The sequence below is a fragment of the Thiohalophilus sp. genome (assembly GCF_031581315.1).
GTDB lineage: Bacteria > Pseudomonadota > Gammaproteobacteria > UBA6429 > Thiohalophilaceae > Thiohalophilus.
On sequence record NZ_JAVLAZ010000074.1, the window covers coordinates 1,609 to 3,422 of the forward strand.

2 protein-coding genes are annotated in these 1,814 nt (G+C 56.1%); both read left to right on the top strand.

Annotated features, from left to right (window positions below):
- The coding region (locus RI563_RS10340) for a GGDEF domain-containing protein (RefSeq protein ID WP_310694302.1) at window positions 1-888 on the top strand (888 nt) is incomplete at its 5' end.
- 94 nt (window positions 889-982) lie between these two features.
- The gene (locus tag RI563_RS10345) at window positions 983-1,411 is read left to right on the top strand and encodes a hypothetical protein (RefSeq protein ID WP_310694303.1); all 429 of its coding nucleotides are present in this window, start codon (window positions 983-985) and stop codon (window positions 1,409-1,411) included.
- Window positions 1,412-1,814: the final 403 nt, after the last annotated feature.

The following is a 1,814-nucleotide window of genomic DNA, read 5'->3' on the forward strand; positions in this document are numbered from 1 at the left end:
CTCGGCCAGGACCAGCTTGGCATTGCGCCGACTGACCTGCAACAGACGCTGGAACTGGCGGGCCTGCTGCAAACAACCCTGGAAATCAACCAGATACTCGGGCATTTTCTCGACAATGCGCGCCTGCGGGTCGATTTTGACAGCGTCCATTACAGTTATGATGCGCTGGCACTTGAATTCGAGCAGGGTAACCGCAAGCGGCACAGTTGTGCCTACCGGCTAAAACTTGCCGGTGAATTCCTCGGTGAGCTGGTTTTCACCCGCCGCCAGCGGTTTGCGGAGGAGGAACTGCAGAAGATCGAAAACCTGCTCTGCCAGCTGATTTATCCCCTGCGCAACGGTATCTGGTACCAGCGGGCCCTGCATGCCGCCCATTTCGATCAGTTAACCGGCGTACACAACCGGTCCGCCTTCGACTCCAGCCTGGCGCGCGAGGTCGACCTCGCTCATCGTAACCAGAGCCCTCTGTCCCTGGTGGTCACCGACCTGGACAACTTCAAGCTGATCAACGACGAGCATGGCCATGCGGTGGGCGACGATGTGCTGCGCATCTTTGCCGAAACCCTGATGCTGAACATGCGCAGCAGCGATATTGTCTATCGTTACGGCGGCGAGGAATTCGTCATCCTGTTAAGCAACACCGATCCTCAGGGTGCCGAACTCGTTGCCCAACGCCTTCGCGAAGCGGTCAACCGGACCATCTTCAGCAGTGACGGGTTGAATATTCCGGTTACCGCCAGTTTCGGGGTGGCCAGCCTCGGCCGCAAGGATGACAGCAAATCCCTGTTCGACAAGGCCGACCATGCCATGTATGAAGCCAAAAAATCCGGCCGCAACCGGGTTGTCTCCTTCTTTACAACGCCGGCCAAACAGAGTGAAGTTAGCTGATCGCCGGAATATGAACACCGTCACACCCGGGTGCTGTCGCCACAGGGGAAAGCGGCTATACTGGTAAGCAAATCCGGCCCGGGCAGCAACTCAAATGAATTACCTGCAACAACTGGAAAAAGTCCTCGACAGCCGCTTCAAGCTGGTCAGCATCGAAACCTACGATACCGATCGGGTCAGCGAACTGTTTACCCAGCTCAGCCGCTTCAGCAACAAGGCCTTTTACATGCACCTGCCGGATGAAGGCATGCATCGTCTGGGAGCCGCCCACATCACCATTCCCCGCACCCGTACCCCACTGGAGTTGCTCGATCATATCGAGAACACACCCCATTTCGGGATTTATATCCTGCGTGATTTCAACGCGGCAATGGAAGACAAGAAAGTCGTCGACAAACTTAAACAGATCGGCGCCGGTGACAAACGCAAGGTCGTCATCCTGCTGAGCGAATACATCGAACTCCCCCCCGAACTCAAGCCCTACACCCTGCGCTCCAAGCACCAGATCAAGCAAGCAAGCTGACGCCCTTCGGGCGAGGTACGAGGGCCGGGTGACGAGTGACGAGGAACATCAACACCCGGATAGTTCGATCGGTGTTTCATTTAACCTGTACCGCTTTTCAAATATGGCCGGAGAATAACGCGGAGGTCGCGGAGGCGCAGAGTCGCGGAGAAAATGATTTTTATAAAGGATTCACCCTGGCAGGTGAATCCTTGTTCAAATTCAGCGCGCCCGACAGTACCAGACAATTCAAACTCTGCGTCTCCGCGACTCAGTGAGCTCTGCGTTGCTTCCCAGTAGATAGAAAAAGAGTGGTTTACGGACGGCGGCGTCCCGCAGGTGCCCCTACGGGGTTCATTTAACCTGTATCGCTTTTCAAATATGGCCGGAGAATAACGCGGAGGTCGCGGAGGCGCAGAGTCGC

Excerpts from the sequence above, each read along its gene's own strand:
- RI563_RS10345 (WP_310694303.1), top strand. The coding sequence starts at position 983 with ATGAATTACCTGCAACAACTGGAAAAAGTCCTCGACAGCCGCTTCAAG.